General features: G+C 34.5%; 20 protein-coding genes and 1 other RNA gene. 14 read left to right on the top strand and 7 right to left on the bottom strand.

The annotated features are described in order from the left end of the window. Positions 1–82: 82 nt before the first annotated feature. From SIB89_RS13395 to SIB89_RS13370, 6 genes are all read left to right on the top strand, one after another. The gene (locus SIB89_RS13395; protein WP_412560172.1) at positions 83–694 is read left to right on the top strand and encodes a hypothetical protein; all 612 of its coding nucleotides are present in this window, start codon (positions 83–85) and stop codon (positions 692–694) included. Positions 695–766: 72 nt separating this feature from the next. Continuing rightward, positions 767–1,060, top strand: coding sequence for a winged helix-turn-helix domain-containing protein (locus SIB89_RS13390; RefSeq protein ID WP_412560171.1), 294 nt, complete (start codon positions 767–769; stop codon positions 1,058–1,060). A 7-nt stretch (positions 1,061–1,067) separates the two neighbouring features. Continuing rightward, complete coding sequence (locus SIB89_RS13385) at positions 1,068–1,826, top strand: oxygenase MpaB family protein (protein ID WP_412560170.1); 759 nt, start codon at positions 1,068–1,070, stop codon at positions 1,824–1,826. A gap of 60 nt (positions 1,827–1,886) precedes the next feature. Then, on the top strand, positions 1,887–3,263 hold the full coding sequence (gene creD, locus SIB89_RS13380; RefSeq protein WP_412560169.1) for a cell envelope integrity protein CreD: 1,377 nt from the start codon (positions 1,887–1,889) through the stop codon (positions 3,261–3,263). Positions 3,264–3,333: 70 nt separating this feature from the next. Beyond that, on the top strand, positions 3,334–3,747 hold the full coding sequence (locus tag SIB89_RS13375) for a DUF2809 domain-containing protein (RefSeq protein ID WP_412560168.1): 414 nt from the start codon (positions 3,334–3,336) through the stop codon (positions 3,745–3,747). Then, positions 3,710–4,375: a DUF1361 domain-containing protein gene (locus tag SIB89_RS13370; RefSeq protein ID WP_412560167.1), complete on the top strand. Its 666-nt coding sequence runs from the start codon at positions 3,710–3,712 to the stop codon at positions 4,373–4,375. Before SIB89_RS13375 ends, SIB89_RS13370 begins: the two co-directional genes overlap by 38 nt. On the opposite strand, the gene SIB89_RS13365 is transcribed toward SIB89_RS13370, so the two are convergent. Both SIB89_RS13365 and SIB89_RS13360 read right to left on the bottom strand, forming a co-directional pair. After that, positions 4,354–5,562 (bottom strand): NAD(P)-dependent oxidoreductase, encoded by a 1,209-nt coding sequence (locus tag SIB89_RS13365; RefSeq protein WP_412560166.1) that lies wholly within the window; start codon positions 5,560–5,562, stop codon positions 4,354–4,356. The two genes, SIB89_RS13370 and SIB89_RS13365, sit on opposite strands and share 22 nt — an antisense overlap. A gap of 49 nt (positions 5,563–5,611) precedes the next feature. Continuing rightward, positions 5,612–5,824, bottom strand: coding sequence for a DUF2945 domain-containing protein (locus SIB89_RS13360; protein WP_412560165.1), 213 nt, complete (start codon positions 5,822–5,824; stop codon positions 5,612–5,614). Between the two features lie 153 nt (positions 5,825–5,977). Here SIB89_RS13360 and ssrA point away from each other — a divergent pair. Next, positions 5,978–6,374, top strand: a transfer-messenger RNA (tmRNA) gene (ssrA, locus tag SIB89_RS13355). Between the two features lie 322 nt (positions 6,375–6,696). Here the strand turns inward: ssrA and SIB89_RS13350 are convergent. Then, the gene (locus SIB89_RS13350; protein ID WP_412560164.1) at positions 6,697–7,425 is read right to left on the bottom strand and encodes a phosphatase PAP2 family protein; all 729 of its coding nucleotides are present in this window, start codon (positions 7,423–7,425) and stop codon (positions 6,697–6,699) included. Between the two features lie 42 nt (positions 7,426–7,467). Beyond that, positions 7,468–11,004: a metallophosphatase gene (locus SIB89_RS13345; RefSeq protein WP_412560163.1), complete on the bottom strand. Its 3,537-nt coding sequence runs from the start codon at positions 11,002–11,004 to the stop codon at positions 7,468–7,470. Between the two features lie 255 nt (positions 11,005–11,259). On the opposite strand from SIB89_RS13345, the gene SIB89_RS13340 reads away from it, so the two are divergent. From SIB89_RS13340 to SIB89_RS13310, 7 genes are all read left to right on the top strand, one after another. After that, positions 11,260–11,499, top strand: coding sequence for a Rho termination factor N-terminal domain-containing protein (locus SIB89_RS13340; protein WP_412560162.1), 240 nt, complete (start codon positions 11,260–11,262; stop codon positions 11,497–11,499). Positions 11,500–11,573: 74 nt separating this feature from the next. Then, positions 11,574–12,035, top strand: a complete 462-nt coding sequence (msrB, locus tag SIB89_RS13335; protein ID WP_412560161.1) for a peptide-methionine (R)-S-oxide reductase MsrB — start codon at positions 11,574–11,576, stop codon at positions 12,033–12,035. Further along, on the top strand, positions 12,025–12,570 hold the full coding sequence (msrA, locus tag SIB89_RS13330) for a peptide-methionine (S)-S-oxide reductase MsrA (RefSeq protein ID WP_412560160.1): 546 nt from the start codon (positions 12,025–12,027) through the stop codon (positions 12,568–12,570). Before msrB ends, msrA begins: the two co-directional genes overlap by 11 nt. 237 nt (positions 12,571–12,807) lie before the next feature. Further along, positions 12,808–13,101 carry a hypothetical protein gene (locus tag SIB89_RS13325; RefSeq protein WP_412560159.1) on the top strand — a complete coding sequence of 98 codons (294 nt, stop codon included), beginning with the start codon at positions 12,808–12,810 and terminating at the stop codon, positions 13,099–13,101. Next, positions 13,085–13,789, top strand: a complete 705-nt coding sequence (locus tag SIB89_RS13320; protein ID WP_412560158.1) for an SDR family oxidoreductase — start codon at positions 13,085–13,087, stop codon at positions 13,787–13,789. The genes SIB89_RS13325 and SIB89_RS13320 overlap by 17 nt, the downstream gene beginning before the upstream one ends. Further along, on the top strand, positions 13,786–15,111 hold the full coding sequence (locus tag SIB89_RS13315) for an ANL family adenylate-forming protein (protein ID WP_412560157.1): 1,326 nt from the start codon (positions 13,786–13,788) through the stop codon (positions 15,109–15,111). Before SIB89_RS13320 ends, SIB89_RS13315 begins: the two co-directional genes overlap by 4 nt. Further along, positions 15,105–15,728, top strand: coding sequence for an acetyltransferase (locus tag SIB89_RS13310; protein WP_412560156.1), 624 nt, complete (start codon positions 15,105–15,107; stop codon positions 15,726–15,728). Before SIB89_RS13315 ends, SIB89_RS13310 begins: the two co-directional genes overlap by 7 nt. 110 nt (positions 15,729–15,838) lie before the next feature. On the opposite strand, the gene SIB89_RS13305 is transcribed toward SIB89_RS13310, so the two are convergent. The 3 genes from SIB89_RS13305 to SIB89_RS13295 all read right to left on the bottom strand — a co-directional run bounded on the left by SIB89_RS13305 (position 15,839) and on the right by SIB89_RS13295 (position 18,700). Next, entirely contained in the window at positions 15,839–17,815 is a 1,977-nt protein-coding gene (locus SIB89_RS13305) for a cytochrome c biogenesis protein CcdA (protein ID WP_412560155.1), read from the bottom strand. Positions 17,816–17,954: 139 nt separating this feature from the next. Further along, positions 17,955–18,365: a rhodanese-like domain-containing protein gene (locus SIB89_RS13300; protein ID WP_412560154.1), complete on the bottom strand. Its 411-nt coding sequence runs from the start codon at positions 18,363–18,365 to the stop codon at positions 17,955–17,957. A gap of 20 nt (positions 18,366–18,385) precedes the next feature. Further along, positions 18,386–18,700 carry a rhodanese-like domain-containing protein gene (locus tag SIB89_RS13295; RefSeq protein WP_412560153.1) on the bottom strand — a complete coding sequence of 105 codons (315 nt, stop codon included), beginning with the start codon at positions 18,698–18,700 and terminating at the stop codon, positions 18,386–18,388. Positions 18,701–18,771 lie beyond the last annotated feature (71 nt).

Below are 18,771 nucleotides of genomic sequence, written 5' to 3'. Positions count from 1 at the left end.
TAAATTTAGTTAATATCTTCTAAAATAGTTTTGTTCAATTGAAATAAAATACTTTACTTTGTATTTCAAAGTACTTTTTATTATGAGCAACGAAGATTATCTAAAGGACATCAGCGAGATTAAGAATTTAATGAATAAATCATCTCGTTTTATTTCATTAAGCGGTTTGTCTGGTGTATTGGCTGGCATCTATGCTTTGATTGGTGCGGCCGTTGCCTATTGGCTGGTTGACACTTACAGTGATGGTAAATTGTATATTTTTCATGGTTGGGTATTTTGGACCTGCATGTCTGTTCTTCTTTTGGTTGCTTTATTAAGTGTACTTACAGGAATTATCCTTACTACTAGAAAAGCTAAAAAGAACAATGAAAAAATATGGGATAGTTCGTCTCGCAGATTGCTCTTTAACTTTTTGATACCGCTACTTGTTGGAGGTGTTTATTGCTTTATTATTTTAAACCAAGGTCGCTATGGACAAACAGGAGGATTGATGCTTATTTTTTATGGACTGGCTTTGGTCAGTGCATCAAAATACAGTATTGGTGACATTAAATATTTGGGATATATTCAAATTATTTTGGGACTTATAGCGAGTTATTATCCTGGCTATGGCTTTTGGTTATGGGTCATTGGTTTTGGAATTATGCATATAGTTTATGGCACTTGGATGCATTTTAAATATGATAGGAGATAAATTTCTCGCAAAAGACGCAAAAGACGCAAAGCAAATACTGAATACTGAATACTGAATACTGAATACTGAAATTTGAGCATAATCACCAACATAAACAAACTTTTTGACCATAGAATACGGCTTGGTATCATGTCCGTGCTTATGGTAAACGAATATGCCGATTTTAATACCTTGAAGGAACTATTGGGAGCTACGGACGGCAATTTGGCAAGCCACACCAAAGCCCTAGAAAAAGCAGAATATATCTTGGTTGAAAAGCAATTTATAGGTAGAAAATCAAACACAAGATACAGTGCCACTAAACTCGGTAAAGCCGAATTTAAAAAACATATTGAAGCCCTCGAAAAATTAATAAAAAAGACCTAAAATAGAAATGAGTCCGTTTGTACATAAAGATTCTATAGTCCGCCAAATTTGGGGCACAAGCGATACCATTTTACTGGTATTTGCTGGTGCATCTGCCGAATTTGCGCTCAATAAAGCTGTAGACTGGCTTTATTTTACTGGCAAGCTGCCCAAAGACCCTTTGGGTCGTTTGTTTTCTACAGTAAACTATGCTAGAGCGATTGTGTTCTCAGAAGAAACTTCTGCTTTAAAAGCTATTGATACTATGAATGCCATTCATGGGACTGTGGAGAAAAATAGAGGTCAAAAAATCCCGGAATGGGCGTTTAAAGATGTGTTGTTTATGCTGATTGATTATTCTATTCGTTCACATGAGCTGCTACAACGACCGTTGTCAACAGAAGAGAAACAAGAAGTGTTAGATGTATTCAATCGCGTTGGTCAACGGATGGGAATTAAGAATCTGCCACTCACTTATTCCGAGTTTCAAATTACCAGAAAGAAACATTTGGAAGAGAACCTAGATAACGGAAATTTAACCAAAGATCTATATAAACAATATAGAAAACATTTAGGCTTCGTAAGGTATCGTCTATTACTGGAATCCCAGATTTTGTTGTTACCAGAATCAGCAAGAGAAATGCTTAATTTGAGAAAAACGTCATTATTAACACCAATGATTTCAGTGTATAAACTATTTAGAAGCATAAAGCTAGATTGGATGATAAAAGAAATTTTATTGCCATCAGCTTACAAACAGGATATTAAACGTATGAACATTACATAAATCTATTTTTTTAATCATTTACTTTGAAATACAAAGTACTTTATAAACCTATTCAACATCATGGAAAACACTGAAAAACAAAACACACCAAACCAGCCCAACAAATTTGGTACTTGGCTAAAAACCTCAATTACAGCAAGGATGATTGTTGTAGGAATTCTAATTATGGTTTTATTGATTCCACTAACCTTTGTCAATATATTAATTGAAGAACGAGCCTTTAGACAACAAGATGTAGTGAGGGAAATAAACAGTAAATGGGGAAATGACGTCACCATTTATGGACCTGTTTTAAAATTGCCTTATAAAACTTACACAGAGACTTCAACTTTTAACGAAAAAACCAAGGCCTACATCAAAGAGACAAAAACACACATAAAATACGCCTATATTTTTCCTGAAACATTAGAAACAGATGTTGATGTAAAATCCAAATCATTATATCTAGGAAATTTTGAATCTGCTGTTTTCACTTCAAAAATGAAAATGAATGGTCGATTTAACGCTATAGATTTAAGTACAAAAGATATAAATGGCGACGATATAATGTGGAACAAAGCCACAATGTTATTTAGAACTACCAATTTAAAAGGCATAAAAACAGAAATGCTAATTGATTTGGATGGAGATTCTTATCCTTTTGAAACCAATTTCTACGATAATAATTCAAAATCTCATTTAGATGAATTAGAAACTAACTTTATTAATGAAGAATTGCTCAGATCAGAATTTGAATATAGCATGAATGTTACTTACGATGGTAGTGAACAAATCAAACTCATACCTGTTGGCAAAACAACCACTATGACCATGGAGTCTAATTGGTCTGATCCAGGTTTTATAGGTAATTATTCGCCAAATGATGAGACAAGAAGTATTACAAAAGACGGTTTTAAAGCCGACTGGAAAGTACTGTCTATAAATCGTCCATTTTCGCAAATCTACCTCAACAAGCTTCCTAACCTTAATCAATTTGGTTTTGGAACAAAGTTCGTTGTGTTGGTAGATGAATATCAAAAAAGCGAACGCTCAGCTAAATATGGATTTTTGGTTATTGGACTTACCTTTCTGTTGTTTTTTCTCATTCAAACACTCAGTAAAATACATATTCATCCGTTTCAATATTTAATGATTGGACTGGCTTTGGTTATGTTTTATACATTACTAGTGTCCATGTCAGAACACAGTAATTTCTTAAAGGCTTATCTCATTGCCGGAACATCTGTAGTCGTTCTTATTACCCTATACTCCAAATCTATCTTAAAAAATATAAAATTCCCATTATTCATCGGGCTTTCATTAACTGCATTATATGCATTCATTTATGTGATAATTCAGTTAGAAAACTATGCCTTATTAGTAGGCAGTGTTGGGTTATTCGTAATTCTAGCAATCGTAATGTTTGTATCGAGAAAAATCGACTGGAACAATGGTTAGTAGCAGGATGTACCTCGTTCTTTTCCAATTTTAAGGATTTGAGCGAGGTTTTATCCAAAAATGAAACAGAATGAAAATTATTAATAACATAAAACTTCAATTCAACAAAAATTATCTGGTCTTAGCACATTCTTTATTTCTCATAGAATTGGCTATCGCCTTTATCATAAAAACCGGATTTATTCGCTACACCTTCGGCGACTATCTCGTGGTCATTTTACTGTATGCAATTTTTAGAGGATGCACCAACCTGAGTGTGAGGGCCTCAGCTTTGGTCGTCCTCTTAATTGCCTATGGTATTGAGTTGCTTCAACTCACACCTTTCTTAGCCTACTTTAATTTACAAGATAGTGTTACTGCTAAACTCATTTTGGGAAGCACGTTTCAATTTGGGGATTTAGTTGCCTATACACTCGGAATAATCTCAGTATTAATAATAGAACATTATGCAAACTATAAAAACACTCATACAGTCAAAGTTTAAAACACTATCCTTAGTCACAGTTTCATTAACTTTTAGCGTCATTGTACTTATGGTGAGAATAAAGCTAAATCAATCATTCTTTTATCTCTTTTTAGTCTGGAATGTCTTTTTGGCCATCATACCATATACAATTACCATGTATTTAAACTCAAAACCAGCTATCAGTAAACTCAAGCTAGTGTTTTGGTTTTTAGTTTGGCTGGTGTTTTTACCAAATGCTCCTTATATAGTCACAGACTTAATTCATATTAGGATTGGTAACGATGCATTATTATGGCTTGATGTTTTGGTGGTACTGTCGTTTGCCCTAAGTGGCCTGCTCCTCTTCTACCTTTCTATATTAGATATGCAAAAATTGATTGCAAAGCACTTTAGGAAAGTTCCTATAATTACCTCGACATTATTCATTTTATTACTGTGCGGCTTTGGAGTATATTTAGGTCGTTTTTTACGTTACAACTCTTGGGAGATTATAAGTAATCCGAAGGTATTAATTGCTGATGTTTTTAATATACTTCTAGCACCATTTCAGAATATAGATGCCTGGTTGTTTACGCTAGGTTTTGGAACTTTTTTAGCAGTTGGTTATTGGATGTTTAAGAATTTCTATGCTTCACCATCTACATAATCCTGAAGATAAGAAAAACGTTCTGTCAGTTTACCATTTTCAGTAGTGATTCTAGCACGCTTCAAAACACCTTCTTGGTCATTATTAAAAAATGCAGGAATCACATGTTCTACAAATGTTTCACCAAAACCTTCACTCGCATCCTTTGGTAATTCGCATGGCAAATTATCCACTGCCATAACGGTGATGGCATCCTTAGCATCAAAAGCAACTTCTTGTTCTGTTTGTGGATGATAACCATAAAAAGGATTGGCGATGGTTGAAGGACGGATTGTACTAGCCACAGGCCCATCAATATCACAAGAAATATCCGCTACTAGATTGATTTTAAAATCAGGATGTTTGGCATCTTCTCTAGTAAACAGATATGGTGCGTTGTTTCCGTAGAAATGGCCTGCTATAAAATAATCGGTTTCTTTGGCATAAGGCATAAAATTACTCTCATAACCTGTTGGGTCTTTATAGAACTCCCACTTGTCGCCTACTTTACCGTCTTTGCGTTTGGCATATTCCATAACGTCCGCCATAACGTAAACGGGCTCTGTAAACTGCGATGTTAAATAGAGCGCATCACTGATTTCCTCTATACCCAAATGGTCTAATATCTCTTTGGCTCCGTGAGCTACTTTCCCAGTTCCAGTCAATAAAATTTTAATATTCGGAATGGTGATTTTATCTAACTCAGCTTTAACTTCATTTAGATCTGCAAGCGTTTCTACCTTTGGTAAATTAAACAACCCATCCCTTAAACCTAAAGCTCTGAAACCATTGTAAGCACCTACCAAACCAGCATAGCGACCAAAACCTATTAATCTAAAACCTTTATCATTAACAATAGTTTCATGATCAAACATTACAATATTTTTAGCCAACATCGCCTTAAGCAGTTTGCGGTTATAAGGCTGCTTTTTTATGGTATGAGAAAAATAGAAGTATTTTTTATTTGGAATTAAATTTTCAATCGGAACTTCCTTGACTCCAATCATTACATCGGCATCAGAGACATCATCAGTGACTTCAAAGCCTAGCTTAGCGTAAGCTTCATCAGGAAACACTCTAATATCTGACGATTCAACCACAAATTCGGCATCTGGGAATCGTTTTCTGGCTTCTGCTAAAGTTTCAGGAGAGAATACCACACGTCTGTCTGGTGGGTTTTTACGTTCTTTTATAATGGCGAATTTCATTGGGCTTAAAATTTTGCCAAAAATAACGTTAATTAAAACCGTTTACAAATCAATCCGCTCGCTCGACTTCACTCTCACTTTTTAAGACCGTATCTCCATCTTCCTGTTCTATATAAAGCGCTTTATTACCAGATTTTCCTTTCCTAGTTACTTCGTTTCCTTTTATGGTTTTTGTAACTTCTTCTGTGTGGGTTTCAATGACTGTGCCATGGGCAGTGCCATTTCCCCATTTCCATTTTACTTTGGTTCCTTTTTGTATCATTTTTTATTGGTTTTGACTGAAATTAAAACTTTAATCTGACATTTTTTCTTAACAACCTGATAAATAAAGTTTGGTATGGCTTTTGAGTTAATAATTTTAGTAATTTCGCACTTCTTATGGACATTAGAAGTGCCTTAAGAAACTTTCATTTAAGGGGTCGACTGGTTTTGACAGCGAGATTAATTAAATGGTAAGCACGTCGTGTAATGGTTTTGAAACACGTAAAAGGCTGAACCAAATTTTTAAACGGCGAGAATAACTACGCTTTAGCTGCATAATCTGAATTATAGTAAGATTCGTGCTTATTCCTGCGAGGCAGGAAGGTTAAATGTCTCCAGAAAGCCCTAGTCAGTGGCGTTCTTTTTAGAGGCATCGTAAAAATTGACTAAGATTGGGTAGTGCTTTGATGCCCTTTCGAGATTTAGAAGCTAAGTTGTAAGTAGGTTGTCTTTAACCAGCTTGCAATCGAAAAAATAAGAAAAGAATAAACGTGTAGAAAGCTCTTTGGTTACTTGTTTGGACGAGAGTTCGATTCTCTCCGACTCCACAATTAAGCGCAACTTTGTTGCGATTTTAAGCATAAAAAGCTCAACAAGTTTCACTTGATTGAGCTTTGTTGTTTAAAAGCGTTTGGGCAGAAAGCACAAAAAGTTGTATTTACAGGATTGGATTGAAAGTGAACAACGCAGTTAATCTCTCCGACTCCACGACACTCACAACTGCGTTGTGACTTAAAATAGAAAAACCCATCAAGTTTACTTGTTTGGGTTTTTGTGTTTAAAGGCATCTGTGTTGAAAACACAGGCAGTTGTATTTGCAACTTTGGAATCACTAGAGAACAACGAAGTTAATCTCTCCTTCTTCAAAAATAATTACGTAGCAGGATCTCTCCTAAATATCTTTACAAGATTGAAAATCAGAACGCAAAACGTTACCCACATAATTCCCGCAATATAACCACCCAATACATCTGATGGATAATGTACACCTAAATAAATTCGACTTATGCCAATGCTTAATATCAAAATTGTCAAAATAGTGATTAGACAGACTTTTAAAACTTTGTTCATTTTAAAATAGGCTATTAGGTAAATTAAAAAACCATAAAATGCCATTGACACCATGGCATGTCCGCTCGGATAACTAAGAGTCTTTACCGTAACCATGTGCTCTCCCAAAGGCCTTGACCTATTGATGATTTCCTTTAATAAAACATTGGAACTAAGCGCCAAAATCAATACCAGACCAAGTTGTGCTATATATTTCCAATGTTTAAATACAGCCAAAAAAACAACTATCAACAGGCCAAATACTATCCCGTAACCTATAACATCGCCAATTTCGGTTACTGCTACCATATAATCTGTAAGAAATGCTGATTTATGAGTCCAGACGTACTCGCTTATGGCTTTGTCGTAACTCTCAAAAAGTTCGGACATCATTCCATGAGTGAATTTCACAAATAAAATGATGGATACAACCACTAAAATAGTTGATAGAAATGCAGTGATAATGTAAGGCCATTTAGGGTTTGAATTGTGAAATTTCTCCTTTAAAAGGTTTTTAAGCCCTCGTAAAAAATCGATTAGTTGTTTTCTCATATCTTATATCATAAACTGTTATGCACTGGTAGTGCCATTAGTTTAAAACCTAAATCCGGCTGTAAATATGATACGGCTATCTTCAACACTTTTATAATACCCTATATTAGCTGTAAATGCCTGAAATCCGTTTATAAAAACCGAACCACCATAACTGTTGTGCCATTTGTCTGAATCTTCATTATCGTTCCAAACACGACCAAGGTCAAACCCACCCGTTACACCTATTCTCAAAGGTACAAAGCCAGTGCGCTGTTCTAAAAAACACACTCTGAGATCTGTCATTTGGAAAAAGGCTGTTTTCCCCATAAAACGTTCGTTTCTGAAACCTCTTAAACTATTATTGCCTCCAACTGTAGCAGCATGGTAGAACTCATAATTATCACCGAATCTAAAATCTGCCTGTACTTTGGTTGCCAAAGTCGCCAAACCACTTTCATGAATCGGGTAAATAAAGGACGCTGTTGGTGTAAGGTATGTAAATTTATTGTTGAAATCTGAATCAATAGTTTGCTTGTACCCAGCTACAAAACCTAATTGCAACCCTCGTGTTGGTAAACTAATCATTCCTGATTTATTATTAAATTCTACACCAACCTCTGCGCCTGCATATATTTGATTATCAAATACGTCATTATCTGGGTTTAGGAATGCTTGTACGAAACCATTCTGGCCATCATCAACTTGGTTTGATTCTACTCGTGCCGCCACATGTGAACTTACATTTCCTCCAGTTTTATAGATAAGTGATGGTTGTATATGCCATTGGCTAATTCTTGTTCTATTAAAGTCTAAATCATCCGTATCTCCATCATAAGGGGTCTCATTTCCAATACCAAAGAAGTTAATAGCATATTTATCGCTTGTCACTCTTGCATCCAATTCTAAATTCCAGTTGTAGAATACGTGTGCAAACTCACCAACATAAGAAAATTCAAAACCTGAAGTTGCAGCATAATACGAGGCATTCAATGTATGCTTTGTAGTAAAAGGATTTCTTAGCAAACTGTAGGTTGTAAGTGTATTGGTTACACCGGTTTTAAAACCTGCATCAGGATCAAATCCTATAGTTGGCAACAAAACATTATTAGCATCTTTTCGCTTTTGTGGATCATAATTATTTACATCATAACTATCGGTTAGCCACTTGCTAACTGAACCCTTAAACGTATTCTTTTTTGATCTGTAATCGTAAATTTTTACAGCTTTTCTGTTTTCAATATTATAAATATCATTTTCCTCACCTCCAAAAATCTTGGTGTGTATATAATTATTTCCTTCACCTTTTACTGTAATTTCATCGTCACCGTCTAATGCATAGATCCAAAGTTCTTTGGTTTCATCTTTATTATAGGTGTTCTCTAAAATGATTTTGTCTTTTTGGGTAATAAGAACCTTGGTCTTGCCGTCTGGCATTCTTTCTATGGTAATCTTATTGTCTTTATTGGTTGCTACGACTATTTCGTGTTTTTTAAAATAATCGTAATAATCTTTGGCAATGGATACCATATTTTCTCGTCGCTGTTTAAGAACAGATTTGATATGTTCAGTACTTTCGTCCTTGGTATCTGCAAGTAAATTCGCAAAGGCATTATCAATAACCTCATCGGTAAGGTTATTTTGAATATTTTCCGCCTGGGTTTTCCAGTCCTCCCAACTTGCCTCGTTTATAAAGCTTTTATCCAAATAATAGACGGCATTGTTAAATGTCTTAATATTATCAACTTCTGGCGCATAGGTCTGCATATTTCTCGCCAATGGAGAAGTTAATTTTAAGATTGCAGGAAACACACCGTCGTATTTTGGAAAAGCTTGATCACGGTCTCTCGGTATAGGTTTGTAAAGCAGCGTACCATCTTCTTTTTCGTGCAATGCCCAACGCCATTGGTCTGCATGTCTGTCCCAATCACCAATGAGTATATCAAACAATCTTGCTCTTAAATAACTGGCCTCATCGATTTTAACGTCTTTATCATTTTGGAGCTCTAACAACATATCCTTGGTACTGATAATATCATCTGCATTTCCGAAGGTGTCAAATTCTTTATTTTCGTCTCCTACGTGTTCTTCAAACATGTAAAGTTTGTCACCATAACTTTCATTAAACCTTCCTAAACGTTTTTGTTTTGGCACATAGACAATTTTAGGGTTGGCATGTGGAATATCAATTGCGTCTAAGAGTTCATTTATGGCAAACTGTGCGTAAGGTTGAGCTGTTGTGTAATAATCCTGAACTATGTCCTCTACAACAGTATCATCTGCATAGTCTATCACATAATGATCCTTTATTTTAGATTGTAAAAACCTTAATGCGCTTTTTCGTAGCTCCCTAATGGTATATTCATGCTCATTGTCATCAATTAACCTTAAGCTTCGCGATTGGTTTCCTCCACCTTCGGTAATTGCCCTAACGTTATTGGGCAAACTATCTAAAAACAAAACGGGAGCTTCAATCTCGCGACCATAGATTTCACGATAATGGTCTCCCCAAAACCATTTGTAAAAACCAGATTTATTAACTTCTTCTTTTGTGTAAATAGCGTCTTTGTATGTTGAACCGAAATCAGATTTTTGATGATAGTCAAAATCTTCAAGTTCTCCTTTTTTCAATTTGATTTTGGTTGTAAATGCTTTTGTAACATCACTCCCATTAACTGTATAAATTTCGACTTCTGAGCTCCCATCCTTAAAGACATTCAACTTTGCAAATCCTGTCTGGTCTGAACCAAAATGGCCATCGTCTTCATTTGGGTTTGATTTCGAAGTTTTTCCCGATGCGCCACTTATAATTTGCGGAATACCATCATCTTTTAAAAATTGAAGGTTTTTATCGCTACCAGAAACAAATATCACATCTTGAAATTGACTTGCCAAGGTTTCTAAACGGCCAACCAAATATTGCATATCGTTGTGGTAATAGGCTTGCTTAGATAAGCCACCCATACGACCAATCAATCCTTTTCTTGTGGCTGTAAGCACTGGATGATGAAGTGCCACCACAATAGTTTTATTCTGCTCATCTTTAAGTTCATCTTTAAACTGAAGAAAGAATTGCTCTCGCGTTTTAATCTCACAATCGTTGTTAATATAAGGATGGTCGTCCCAATCTTCAAGATACCATTGCGTATCTACCATCACCAACTCTACCTCATCACTTAATGTTTCACGCTCTATTGGGCAACCGTCGTTTGGCCAAAATTTAGCGTCGCTATTATCTTGTAAAAATGATTCGAGATCATCAATATTTTTATGGCCACCTTTATTCCATTCGTACTTACCAGGAATAAAAATAATTTCACCATTAAAACCAGAAAGTGGCTCTAAGACATTAGTCACTAAAAACGCTTCCTCAGCCTTTCTTTCACTTTTGGATTCTGGATATCCTTTTGATCTGGTACTGTTACCCAATCCTACAAAAGCGGCATTAGAGTCGCTTTGAGAAGCATTTACTATAGCCTTTAATATTTGATTGGCCTTTGAGTGGGATTCCTGTCCGAGATTGGCTGTAAAATATATACTTTTTGATATCGCTTTATCCTTTTCTTGTGCTAGAAATTGTGATTGCAGACCAAAAACCATAAGTATGATTAATGAAAGCCTGGTATGAAAATGATTTTTTGACAATATAACCATAGGTAATTAAAAACTTGTTTTATCAAAAATCATAAATTAATCGCTATTATAGGTGCTTTTATCAATTTAATATTAAAGCAATACATAATTTTGATACACAATAAATGATGTTTAATAGTGTTTCAGCAAAATTTTAAACGTAATGAACAAAACGAGTACTAATTATTTTTAGAATTTTATAGAGAAAGAAAAGTATATCTTATGGAACGACCTAGAATAAAAAACGAAGATCAATACGAAGCCTTAAGAGATAAAGGTTACAGCAAAGAAAAATCGGCGCGTATTGCCAACACTCCAAATGCAGGTAAAAAAGGAGGGAAAGCGAGTCCGTATGAGGAATGGACAAAAGCCGAACTTTACGAACAAGCGAAAAATGTAGGTATTGACGGAAGATCCAAAATGAGTAAAAAACAATTGATAAACGCATTGCGCAATAATTAATATTGAAAGTAATCTCACTTTTTGTCGACTAATCTTAAATTGAAATCACATTCGATTATAACAAAAATCATAATATGCTAACTTGGAAAGATGTTATCAACTTTTCCGTTAACGGAAATCCAACGCCAGATAGACGCGTTGAAAAATCAGAAGCTGAATGGAGAGCTCAATTAACTCCAGAACAATACCGAATTACAAGAGAAAAAGGGACTGAGCGACCACACAGTGGAGCACTCTGTACAGCCTACGACGAAGGTCAATACAATTGTATATGCTGCGATACACCATTATTTGATTCTACCATAAAATTTACCTCTGGCACAGGTTGGCCGAGCTTTACACAGCCTATTAAAGAGAATGCCATTAAATATGAAAAGGATTCTTCCTTCGGTATGGTGCGTGTAGAGGTGATGTGCAATACTTGCGATGCTCACTTGGGTCATATTTTCCCAGACGGTCCAGAACCAAGCGGTTTGCGTTATTGCGTTAATTCCGAATCATTAACCCTACAAAAAGAAAGCGTTGATGACCAATAAAAATCTTCAGACAGCAACTGTTGGCGGAGGCTGCTTTTGGTGTACCGAAGCAGTTTTTGAAGAAGTTGCAGGCGTAGAGAAAGTAGTTTCTGGCTATACTGGTGGAGATGCTCCTGGTAGACCAACCTATAGAGAAGTTTGTTCTGGTTTATCAGGTTTTGCCGAAGTAGTGAAAATCACCTTTGATGCCAATGTGATTTCTTACGAAGATATTCTTGTTATTTTTATGACCACACACGATCCTACCTCATTAAATAAACAAGGAGCGGACAGAGGCACGCAATATCGTTCTGTTATTTATTATCATAATGAAAACCAAAAAGAAATTGCCGAAGCTGTATTTGATGCTTTAAAACCTTATTACGATAAGCCAATTATAACTGAACTTTCTAAAGCAGAAATTTTTTACGAAGCTGAAAAAGAGCATCAGGATTTTTACAAAAACAACCCTAATTATGGCTATTGTAGTTATGTGATAGACCCAAAGTTGGCCAAACTGCGCAAACTACATTCGGATAAATTGAAATCGAATTAGTACAATTTCTGGTCTTTCGGCTGATTTCACAAATCATATTAACACCTTAATGACATCAATGTCATGAAATATTAAGCACCTTATTTCATATACCTATGGGTTTTAAAAGAATTAAAATAGCTTATCCACCATGTCATACATCTTTAAAATTAAACATCTATCGATAATTTTAAGATTTTTTTTTTTCAACTAAGTAATATTCGTATTTTTTTTTCTAGTTACCATTAAGTCCGCTATATGAATTCAAAATCACTTAGAAATAACATACATAATTTATTGCTGGAATTTATTAAGGAAAATGAGATTGAAATAAATTCTGAAGTTAACGAAAACACAAGGCTTATTGGTTCTACATCAATTTTCGACTCTATGGAATTAGTGCAATTTATCGTTGAGGTCGAAAGCTTTTTGGATGAAGAATACGATATAGAAATACAATTGGCTTCTGAAAAAGCGATGTCTAGGAGAAATAGTCCATTTATTTCAACCAAAACGCTATCAAACTATATCATAGATGAAACCCAATCGTAAAACCATACTAATTACTGGAAACAGAAAGGGCATTGGCAGATACTTAACCGAGTATTATCTTGAGAAGGAGTATAATGTTATAGGCTGTTCTAGATCAAAATCTGATCTCAAGCATCAAAACTACCTACATATTCAGTGCGATGTTACGATAGAGTCTGAAGTCATAAAAACTGTTAAAGAAGGTAAAAAAAGATTTGGGAGCATAGATATACTTATAAACAATGCAGGTAAGGCTTCTTTAAACCACTCTATATTAACTCCTACAGCTACTATTAAAAATCTCTTTGAGACCAACTATTTGGGGAGTTTCCTTTTTTCACGAGAATGTGCAAAACGAATGATGAAGAAAAAATGGGGACGAATAGTTAATTTCTCAACAATTGCAGTGCCTCTAAATCTTGAAGGAGAAATGGCCTATGCATCAAGTAAAAGTGCTATTGAAAAAATGAGTCAGATTCTAGCCAAAGAACTTTCTAGTTACAATATAACTGTAAATACTATAGGACCTACGCCTATTTACACCGATTTAATTAAAGTAGTACCGAAGGATAAAGTAGATGAGATTATTGATATGCAAACCTTAAAGCGATTTGGTAAATTTACTGATGTGTCTAACGTTATCGATTTTTTTATTGATGATAAAAGTTCATTTATTACTGGTCAAAAAATATACTTAGGAGGCTTATGATTTCAAAAATAATAAAACCTCACGAAGGCACAAGCGTTATTGATGGAAGCGGATCTTATTCATTTGATGAGTTATCCCAACAGGTCAATAAATTTAAGGTATCGGTCAATAATATATTTAAACAGCATGATCGGGTTTTGCTCTATTCAGATTATACCTTTCATTCGGTAGCACTACTTATTTGTTTAGCCGAATTTCCGATTAATGTAATTCCTTTAGTTAAAACAACCGAATCTGAATATCAGGATAAATTACAATCGGTATCACCACATTATATACTATCGTTTAATGGCGATAATGAATTAAATATTAATCCATACTCCGATACTGATGACACCAAAGATTCCTTTAATGAAGTAACTTCCAAAGGCGATACTGGTATAGTTCTTTTTTCAAGTGGTACAACAGGAAAGCCAAAAGTGATGATTCAGAATTTTACTGAATTAATCAAATCCATAAAACCACCAAGAAGGCAAAAATCCTTAGTTTTTATTCTGCTCCTAATGTTCGACCACATAGGTGGAATCAATACACTATTAAACTGTTTAATCTCAGGAGCACCTTTTGTAATACCAAAGGATAGAAATCCATCTACTATAATTTCGCTTATAGAAAAACATAGGGTTCATATCCTTCCTACTACACCAACATTTCTCAATTTAATGTTGATGGACGAGAGCTTTTATCCAGAAAAATTAAAATCATTGAAATTGATAACCTATGGCACCGAGCGTATGTCCGATTCGCTTTTGGCTAAGATCAATGCATCAATACCTAATGTAAGACTACTTCAAACATTTGGGACAAGCGAAACTGGAATTTTAAAGACCAAAAGTAAATCATCCACTAGCCTATTCTTTAAAATTATTGATGAAGATAAAGAATACAAAATTGTTGATGGCGAACTATATCTTAGATCAAAAACGCAGATAAAAGGCTATCTAAACCATGAGAACAATAATTTTAAAAATGATGGTTGGTACGCTACGGGCGACTTAGTAGAAGAAGACAATGAAGGCTATATTAAAATTATAGGCAGAAAAAATAAAGTTATAAATGTTGGTGGTCTAAAGGTTTTACCTAAAGAAATTGAAGATGTATTAAACGCAATAGATGGTGTAGATGAATCTAGTGTATTTGGTGAGCAAAACAACATTGTTGGTCATATTGTCTGTGCAAAAATATTCACACAATTAGAAAACCACAAAGCATTAAAATCTGAAATTAAATCCGTTTGTAGACAGAGCTTAGATAAATATAAAATGCCAGTAAAATTTTATTTTGAAAAATTAGCCATGAACCAAAGAGGAAAAAAATGTTAAAAATTGGCATTGTAGGCACAGGAGGTATCTCATTAGAGGTTTTTGACATACTACAAGACTTACATAGAGATTCTGATTTTAACATTAATGAAAATGTGTTTTTTATTGACGACTTCGATCAAAACGAAAAACATTTAGGGCTGAACATCGTTCGGGATAAGGATGTGGATTTTTCTAATGTCGAAATCGTTATAGCAATATCGAAATCTGATATAAGAGAGAATTTTGTAAATCGATTTCCAAAAGACACTAAATATGGTAAAATTATTCACCCTTCTTCCTATATTTCGCCAAGTGCCCATATTGGAAACGATGTCATTATTTCGCATCATTGCGTGGTGTCCTCAAAAGTACATATTAACGATCATTCCCACCTCAACTTTCATACATGCATTGGTCACGAATCGAGTGTAGGTAAGTATTTTACATCTGCTCCAGGCGTTAAAATCAGTGGAAATTGCCAAGTAGGCGAGCATGTATATTTTGGTACCAACGCCTGCACCATACAAGGCATTAAGATTGGCAGCGATATTAAAGTTGGCATCGGAACCGTTGTTATGAAAAATCTAAAAAAGCCAGGAACTTACCTATTCAATCCTGCCAAGAAATTCTTATAGTCTATAAAGTAGTCTTACGAATTAATTATCTTAGATTATTTGATAAATAATATTATTTCAGGTCACTATCATGAATATAAATTCACACTTTACTTTTTACCTAATGCTGTTTACTTTTTAAAATTCTCTAAACCAGTTTTCAACCACTCAGCGTATACATCTTCATTTGGTGTATTTCCTGTAGGATGATTTAAAAGTCCCATATCATGATCTAAAAGCGCATAATACGGTTGAGAGTTATTCTGAAAATTTATGGTCTGTAAAGCTGTCCACTTATCTCCAATATCCTCAATATCCTTTACCGTACCATTAGATCTTAAATATTGAAATTGTTCATCTTCTGGCAATTCCATTCTATCGTCTACATAAAGTGAAATAATAACGTAGTCTTTGAGCAACACATCATAAACTTCTGTTGTACTCCAAACCTGCTCTTCCATCTTTCTACAGTTAACGCATGCCCAACCCGTAAAATCCAATAAAATAGGCTTATTTTCAGCTTTTGCCGCAGCAACTCCTTCTTCTAAGTCCTTATAACAATTAAGGTCTAACGGACATTCTGATGCTTTTTCATATAAACTATAAAACATTGGAGGCGGAAAACCACTTAACAATTTTAAATTAGCGTATTTAGTATTGGTTAAACCAGGTAATAGATAAATGACAAAAGCCACAACCAAAATACCCGTAGTAATTCTAACTTTGCTCAATTTTTGTAAAAGCCCATCATGAGGGAATTTAATTTTCCCAAATAGATATAAGGCCAATCCTATACCAATAATAACCCAAAGTCCTATAAATACTTCTCGTTTTAAAAGTCCCCAATGCTCTACTAAATCTGCGTTGGACAAGAATTTAAGTGCTAATGCTAATTCTAAAAACCCTAAAACAACTTTTACTGTATTTAGCCAACCACCAGACTTCGGTAATGAGTTGAGCCATTTAGGGAACATAGCAAATAGTGTAAATGGCAAAGCTAAGGCCAAGCCAAATCCGCCCATTCCCATACTCAATTGCATTGCACTGGCATCTGAAGCCATAGTACTACCCAATAGACCTCCTAAAATTGGCCCAGTACATGAAAAGGACACAATTGCTAAGGTTAGAGCCATAAAAAAGATGCCTACTATGCCACCAATTTTATTGGCTTTGCTATCCATAGCTGCACTCCATGATTGAGGTAGGGTGAGTTCAAAATACCCGAAAAATGATAATGAGAATACTATGAAAATGACGAAGAATATAATGTTTAGGGTAACATTTGTAGAAATGGTATTAAGAATTCCTGAATCTAGCGAATCCATAACGTGGAATGGAATACTTAACAATACATAAATCAAAAAGATAAAAAGTCCATAAAGTATTGAGTTAAACAATCCTTTTTTAGAATCGCCCGAACTTTTAGTGAAGAAAGATACCGTAAGCGGAATCATTGGGAACACGCAAGGAGTCAACAAAGCTATCAAACCTCCTAAAAATCCAAGTAGAAATATTCCAAAGAAGCCCTTACCTTCAGTAGTTTGCTTTTCGTATTTATCCCAACCTGTTACATTGAGGTCTAATGCTTCTGAAAGTTGTTTACTTCTTTCATCTACTGTAACCACCTCTTTTTCTATTGCTGAACCGTCTAATGACAAATTAAATGTATAGTCTCCAGGAATACATTTTTCGTTATCACAAGTCTGATATTCTACATAAATCTCAATCTGATTAAGATCTGCATTTATAAGACTAATTTTCTGGTTAAATTGAGCTTCATCCTTAAATTTTACAACGTTCTCTTCAAATATTTCATCAAATACTGGCGCCACTAAAGGTTCTGATGTAACTCCTTCTAGTTTATAGTTATCATCTTGGTTTCTATATTCAAAAAAAGTTATTGGCGCAAAGCCATCTTGGTCGACTTTATTTTGAGAATAGATATACCAGCCTTTGTCAATATTGGCTTTAAAAATGAGATTGTATTCAGTATCGGATATTTTTTCTATTTCAGATTTCCATTTAACGGGTTCTAAAATCTGCGAAAACGAATGGAATGAAAAGCAAAATGCCAAAAAGCAAAATAGGAGTACTCTTTTAATAGTCATAAATAAAGCATTAAAACACAAATGTAAACGTTGTGTTTCTATTATCAATTAACAAGCGCCTAATTTATAAAAACCTTAAGAATTTACAGGAATGGGAAAGACATAAAAAAAAACCAAACATAAAGTTTGGTTAATTAGTTTAAGATTTTACCTCAATCTTTATTTTATCGGAATGTTTCCACTTAGAAATTCCACCTTCGAGATCATAAACTTTCTCAAAGCCAGCTTCCTTTAATTTTTTAGCACATTTAGCACTTCGGCTACCTCCTTTACAGTATAAAATTACCGGTTTTGCTTTGTCTAATTTAGATATATCCTCATCAAAAGTTGGTGATGTAAAATCTATATTTTGAGAATTTACAATGTGCTCTTTTTCGTGTTCTTGTGGTGTTCTTACGTCTACCAATTGTACTTCCTCCATCTCCAGTATGGATTGCATTTCTTCAGCAGTTACAAGCTTTACATCTGTTGCAGCATCTTTAGTGTCTAAACAACTTGAGGCGAAGCATAGTGTCAATAAAAGACCGAAGATTAAATATATTTTTTTCATAATAGTGCTGTTTATCAAAATTATAATTGAGCAACGTCTCCTTGCCACTCCAAAAAACCGCCTTTTAAATTATAGGCGTTGTTAAAACCCAACTGGTTCATGATAGCACAAGCTTGCCCACTTCTCCCTCCAGATTTACAATACACATAATAGCTTTTGGTTTTATCTAATTTCTCTAGCTCATCGATAAAACCTTGACCTTGATAAATATCGATATGAATTGCATTAGGAATAACTCCTTCTTCAACTTCATCTTGTGTTCTAACATCCAAAACAACAGAATTATTGTCTTTATCTAGTTGTTTTGTCCAATCCTTTTGCGATAAATCCGCCATAAAAAAAGCTTTTTTTAGAATCACAAAATTAACATTTCCTTATGAAATAGACGTAAAAAAATCCGAAGTGT

Origin of the sequence: Winogradskyella sp. MIT101101, assembly GCF_047126865.1 — a bacterium.
In the GTDB taxonomy this organism is placed as follows: Bacteria; Bacteroidota; Bacteroidia; order Flavobacteriales; family Flavobacteriaceae; genus Winogradskyella; species Winogradskyella ouciana.
This window is presented reverse-complemented; position numbering and strand designations above follow the sequence as displayed.

Coding starts and splice junctions, on each gene's coding strand:
- SIB89_RS13395 (WP_412560172.1), top strand. CDS start 83: ATGAGCAACGAAGATTATCTAAAGGACATCAGCGAGATTAAGAATTTA.
- SIB89_RS13385 (WP_412560170.1), top strand. CDS start 1,068: ATGAGTCCGTTTGTACATAAAGATTCTATAGTCCGCCAAATTTGGGGC.
- creD (WP_412560169.1), top strand. CDS start 1,887: ATGGAAAACACTGAAAAACAAAACACACCAAACCAGCCCAACAAATTT.
- SIB89_RS13375 (WP_412560168.1), top strand. CDS start 3,334: ATGAAAATTATTAATAACATAAAACTTCAATTCAACAAAAATTATCTG.
- SIB89_RS13370 (WP_412560167.1), top strand. CDS start 3,710: ATGCAAACTATAAAAACACTCATACAGTCAAAGTTTAAAACACTATCC.
- SIB89_RS13365 (WP_412560166.1), bottom strand. CDS start 5,562: ATGAAATTCGCCATTATAAAAGAACGTAAAAACCCACCAGACAGACGT.
- SIB89_RS13360 (WP_412560165.1), bottom strand. CDS start 5,824: ATGATACAAAAAGGAACCAAAGTAAAATGGAAATGGGGAAATGGCACT.
- SIB89_RS13350 (WP_412560164.1), bottom strand. CDS start 7,425: ATGAGAAAACAACTAATCGATTTTTTACGAGGGCTTAAAAACCTTTTA.
- SIB89_RS13345 (WP_412560163.1), bottom strand. CDS start 11,004: ATGGTTTTTGGTCTGCAATCACAATTTCTAGCACAAGAAAAGGATAAA.
- SIB89_RS13340 (WP_412560162.1), top strand. CDS start 11,260: ATGGAACGACCTAGAATAAAAAACGAAGATCAATACGAAGCCTTAAGA.
- msrB (WP_412560161.1), top strand. CDS start 11,574: ATGCTAACTTGGAAAGATGTTATCAACTTTTCCGTTAACGGAAATCCA.
- msrA (WP_412560160.1), top strand. CDS start 12,025: ATGACCAATAAAAATCTTCAGACAGCAACTGTTGGCGGAGGCTGCTTT.
- SIB89_RS13325 (WP_412560159.1), top strand. CDS start 12,808: ATGAATTCAAAATCACTTAGAAATAACATACATAATTTATTGCTGGAA.
- SIB89_RS13320 (WP_412560158.1), top strand. CDS start 13,085: ATGAAACCCAATCGTAAAACCATACTAATTACTGGAAACAGAAAGGGC.
- SIB89_RS13315 (WP_412560157.1), top strand. CDS start 13,786: ATGATTTCAAAAATAATAAAACCTCACGAAGGCACAAGCGTTATTGAT.
- SIB89_RS13310 (WP_412560156.1), top strand. CDS start 15,105: ATGTTAAAAATTGGCATTGTAGGCACAGGAGGTATCTCATTAGAGGTT.
- SIB89_RS13305 (WP_412560155.1), bottom strand. CDS start 17,815: ATGACTATTAAAAGAGTACTCCTATTTTGCTTTTTGGCATTTTGCTTT.
- SIB89_RS13300 (WP_412560154.1), bottom strand. CDS start 18,365: ATGAAAAAAATATATTTAATCTTCGGTCTTTTATTGACACTATGCTTC.
- SIB89_RS13295 (WP_412560153.1), bottom strand. CDS start 18,700: ATGGCGGATTTATCGCAAAAGGATTGGACAAAACAACTAGATAAAGAC.